Origin of the sequence: Microcoleus sp. BM001215392 (assembly GCF_036700185.1) — a bacterium.
Lineage (GTDB): Bacteria > Cyanobacteriota > Cyanobacteriia > Cyanobacteriales > Microcoleaceae > Microcoleus.
In genome coordinates, this window is sequence record NZ_JAUBOJ010000397.1 from 2018 (window position 1) to 6613 (window position 4596).

The 4596-nt window shown below is 49.0% G+C and carries 2 protein-coding genes; one reads left to right on the forward strand and one right to left on the reverse strand.

Annotation, left to right across the window (positions count from 1 at the left end; all coding sequences use genetic code 11):
- Positions 1–3354 (reverse strand): two-partner secretion domain-containing protein (locus QT974_RS28920; protein ID WP_333471831.1); only part of this gene is annotated, 3354 nt, incomplete at its 3' end.
- A 79-nt stretch (positions 3355–3433) separates the two neighbouring features.
- Here QT974_RS28920 and rnhA point away from each other — a divergent pair.
- Entirely contained in the window at positions 3434–4339 is a 906-nt protein-coding gene (rnhA, locus tag QT974_RS28925; protein WP_333471832.1) for a ribonuclease HI, read from the forward strand.
- The last annotated feature ends 257 nt before the right edge of the window (positions 4340–4596 follow it).

The following is a 4596-nucleotide window of genomic DNA, read 5'->3' on the forward strand; positions in this document are numbered from 1 at the left end:
CGGTGGAGTTATTCCCGGTGGAGTTATTCCCGGTGGAGTTATTCCCGGTGGAGTTGTTGGTTGGTTGGTAGTGACGATCGCACTATTGCCCTGAGTGTAAGAATTGATAAAAGATTGACCCTCAGTAATCGTACCAGAATCATTGCTGGCGATCGCCCCAGCAGTCCCGTTAATTGTCGCATTACCCACCGCAAAAGGCGTAGGCGGATTAACATCGCCGCCACCGTGGCGGATAGTAACAGTACCAGGTTGAGCGCCACCAAGCGTTGAGATACTAACAGGAGTGCCGTTTTGGTCAAAAGTACCAGTCACTCGCACCAAACGCGGAGTTGCGATATTCACCTGAGCGCCCGGAGCATTCACCGACGCAATACTAATCTCATTTTGAGCGCTAATATTGACTGCCCGATTGCGAGCGCTTCCCAAAACATTAACATTTATTGCCTCAATTCTGATCTGCCCTCCCGCTAAAATTCCCACAATTTCCGCAGCATTAATATTCCCCGTAGTGACATTTCCACGGCTGCTAATTAAATCAACTCCCACTCCCTGCAAATTACCCGCAGTCACATTTTCCCCAGCTTGCAAACTGACATTGGTCGCTGACAAAGCATTGCCGATCGCAATATTTCCACCACTACTAATATCAACAGCACTTCCTTGCAAATTTTCCGCGGTAAAGTTAGTCGGTGTTCTCGAAACAATGCTCGCAGCAGGAGCATCAATCGCTGCCACACTAATATTATTTTGGGCGTTCAGAGTTACCGCTGACAGCGGATTAACTGCGCCTGTGGGGGAGGGGGTAATATTAACTATCCCGGTTTGAATTTGCTGTCCCGCCGAAATCGTAACTTTTTCCGAAGCCGTGACATTACCAGCAGCAACAGTTCCAGAATTGCTAGCAACATTAACTCCAACACCCTGCAAATTTCCTGAATTTACATTGCCCGCAGCCCTGACATTAATATTTCCCGTTGATGCAGTATTAGCTGTTGTAATATTCCCCGCATTGCTGGAAACATCCACGGCTCCCCCCTGCAAATTACCCGCAGTTAAATTGTTGTTTGCCCTCAAAGCAACGGTGGCAGTGGGAGCATTAACCGATGCCACGTTAATATTAGTTTGCGCGTCCAGATTGACTGTGGGAATAGTAGGATTAACTGGATTTGCCGCAGCCGGATTAACCGTTATTGGCGCTGTGGTGATTTGCCCTCCTGCCACAACTCTCACATCTCCCGTAGAGGCGATCGCACCCGTAGCGACACTTCCGTTGCGGCTGGTGGCGCTAACAGTCGCACCCGCGAGGTTCCCTACAGTTAAGTCGCCCGAAGCGGCCATTGTGACATTCTCGGTGGCTGTAACGTTAGCAGGTGTTGTATTCGGGACAATTATATTCGGATCTCTCAACACTCCCACAGCGCCGGAGTTGCTGGTAACATTAACTTGAGAACCCCGCAAAGTCCCAAAATTGATACTACCGCCTGCTGTCATTGCGATCGCCCCAGTATTCCCAGTGTCGATCGCACCCGTTACGATATTACCCACAGTCGTATTCAGAGTAAAATTGCCATTAATATCAGCAGGAGTGATGTCATTTGTCAAGATAATATTGTTAACAGCTTGAATATTAATCGTCGAAGCCGACGTTAATCTACCTCCAACTATCACCGCCCCTTGCCTGCTTTCGAGATTAATTTGACCGCCATTAATATCTCTAGTTGCCACATCTCCCGTCGCCGACAAAATCACCGGCCCGCCTGCTACAATATTTTCCACAGCAATCAAATTTCTGCGAAAAACCGGCCCGGAAGTGAAAATGGCATCCTCACCCAAACTGTCAGTAGAAATATTTACCGGGTTCGCCAAATTTGTCAATCCCGCCCGCAGAATCAAAGCCGGACTTGTGGTTAAAATAGCAATATCTGGATCGTCGGGATTAACATTTTCAGTCCGCAATGCCACATCCGGGCCAGTAATTGTAATTTGCTCGCCCACAATGCTGCCCCTCGCCTCGACTTTCAGCGAAGCCCCAGTATAATCCCCAAAGAAAACATCACCTTCGGAACTGATAATCGGGTCAAACAAACTCACAAAATTTCCCGGCATTCCCGACAGATTCCGCACCGAAAAATTGCCCCTCGAAGCAAAGTGAGCATCCCCCGAAATCACACCGTTGCTGACTAAACTCAAATTGCCGCCGCTTTGGAATTGCGGCGGCAGAGATAAGCCGCCCGTAGCGTTTAAAGTGAGAATGTCGATCGCGCGATCGGCCCGAATCTCTAAATTCCCCCCAGAGAGCGCCAAAAAAGGATTCTGCACGCTGTCGCGAACCCGCACCGCATCCCCTGCCCGCAAATTCAAATCCCCCGCAGTTTGCAGCCTAGCGCCCGCTAACGTGAGATTTCCCGCAGCCCATAAATTTGCACTTCCCGCATTCACCTGCGGAAGCACAGACATATTCCCAGCAGCAATTGCCACATCCCCAGAATTCACCTGCAAACCCGAACCCACAAGCCGCACGCTACCATCAGCAGCAACCGCAACACCCGCCGCCTGATTTTGTCCCGTACCTGTCAGCAACTGCGGCAAAGAAACAGGATTTAAACTTTGTGGAGAATTCCCCAAATTAGGGTTAGTTGCTATTTCCAAATTCAACAAAAGCCCCGGTTGACTGATGCGCAAAACATTCTCGCCCGGAACAGCAGCCACAGTAATTTGTCCGCCCGGTGCCGACAACTGTCCCGTACTCACAACCGTACCGCCCACCAAAGCCAAACTTTGGCCCGGAGTCACAGCCAAATTGCCAGCATTAACAATACTTCCCGGTTGATTCGCCCCAAAATAAAAAGCATTTGGCGCACCAACTAAGGCACTAAAATTATTTGTACCTGCGGCATTAAACCAATTAGAACCAAAACCCACACCATTAGCAGTAGTCGCAGTAAAAGCACCAGGCACATTCAAACTTGCGTTCGGGCCAAACACAATCCCCGCAGGATTAATCAAAAACAGATTAGAGTTGCCGCCCGTGACAGTAATTAAACCATTAATTAGCGAAGGGTTCGGGCCAGCAATGCGAGCTAATATATTTTGAATAGCCGAATTAGTCAGAAAATTAGCAATCTGACCTTCATTCAAGCCGAACTGCCCAAAACTGTGAAAAAGATTCGCCCCGTCTCCCGACAAACTGCCACCGTTAATATCGTAGCGGTTGCCGCTGCGGGTCACAGCCGTACCCGTACCGTCAGCAGCAGGCACGACTGTTTGCGCCTGGGCGAAAGTATTAAAAATTAACAAAGAAAACGGACAAATAAATAGCCCGACCTTTTTAATCTTTAAGTTGGCATTTTTCATAGCAGCTACAGTCGATCGCAATTTCCCTCAATTATCGCACCCGCGAACAGAATAATCGCAAGTAACAAATTAATTGCTCATGACAACTCCCACCATCAAAAGCTTGTACACAGACGGCGCTTGTTCCGGCAACCCGGGCCCCGGCGGCTGGGGTGCAGTAGTCTGCTTCGCCGACGGCAAATGTCACGAACTCGGAGGTGCAGACCCCCAAACCACCAACAACCGCATGGAAATGCAGGCGGCCGTCGCTGCACTCGAATTTTTTGCCAATTCCGGTCAAACCGAAGCAGTCACCATTTATACAGACAGCGAATACGTCAAAAACGGCATCACCAAATGGATTCAAGGCTGGAAAAACAAAGGTTGGAAAACCTCGACAGGCAAAGATGTCGTCAACCAAGACCTTTGGCACCTGCTAGACAAGCTGAATTCCCGACAAATCAAGTGGGAACACGTCCGCGGCCACTCCGGCGACTTCTACAACGACAGGTGCGACGAAATCGCCCGCAGCTTCTCGCACAATCGCACTCCCGCCCTACAACAGCAGAAATCGACAGCAGATGAGGCTGGTGCCAACAGCGGGGCATCGCCCCTAGACATTGAAAACCCAATTGTTTTGGAAGAAACGGACACAACTGGTAACAAAACGATAGAATCCTATGTCATAACTTCTGACCTTCAAATGTCCAACTCTACCATGATGGATTCAACAGCCGATACCCTGGAGAACTTGCCCCGCGAGGTGAGGGTTCAGGAACTCCGAAACCTGATCGAAACGTTGCACATAGCTGACGAAGTTGCCACAAAAGGCTACTTGATTACCAGTTCTGAACTGGCTGATTTAATGGATGTAAATGCCAGCGCTGTCACCAGTCGCGGAGACAACTGGGTTTGGCGCAACTGGGTAGTTTCTCGCGTGCGCCGCGAGGGCAACCAAATTCTCTGGCAATTAGAAAGAATCGACCACGTAAGTACAACTGATTAGTCGTCACTCATCAGTCATCAGCGTTGTCCTGAGCGAAGTCCAAGGGTTATTATCAGTCAGATTCTGACAAGTGGCTTCTGCCTGCGACGATATCTAAGACTAATTCCCAGAACTATAATGGTAGGTGCGCGCTGCGCACCTTACCCATTTCCACAGGTCAAATATAAGTTCACCTATAATTAAAAAAGATCAACAAATCATCAATAAACAGTGAAAAACCAGAGTTTGCTTAGTTTGATGAACTGGCTGCAACCCAA

Bases quoted from the DNA above. Each gene is read 5' to 3' on its own strand.
- rnhA (WP_333471832.1), top strand. From the start codon at position 3,434: ATGACAACTCCCACCATCAAAAGCTTGTACACAGACGGCGCTTGTTCC.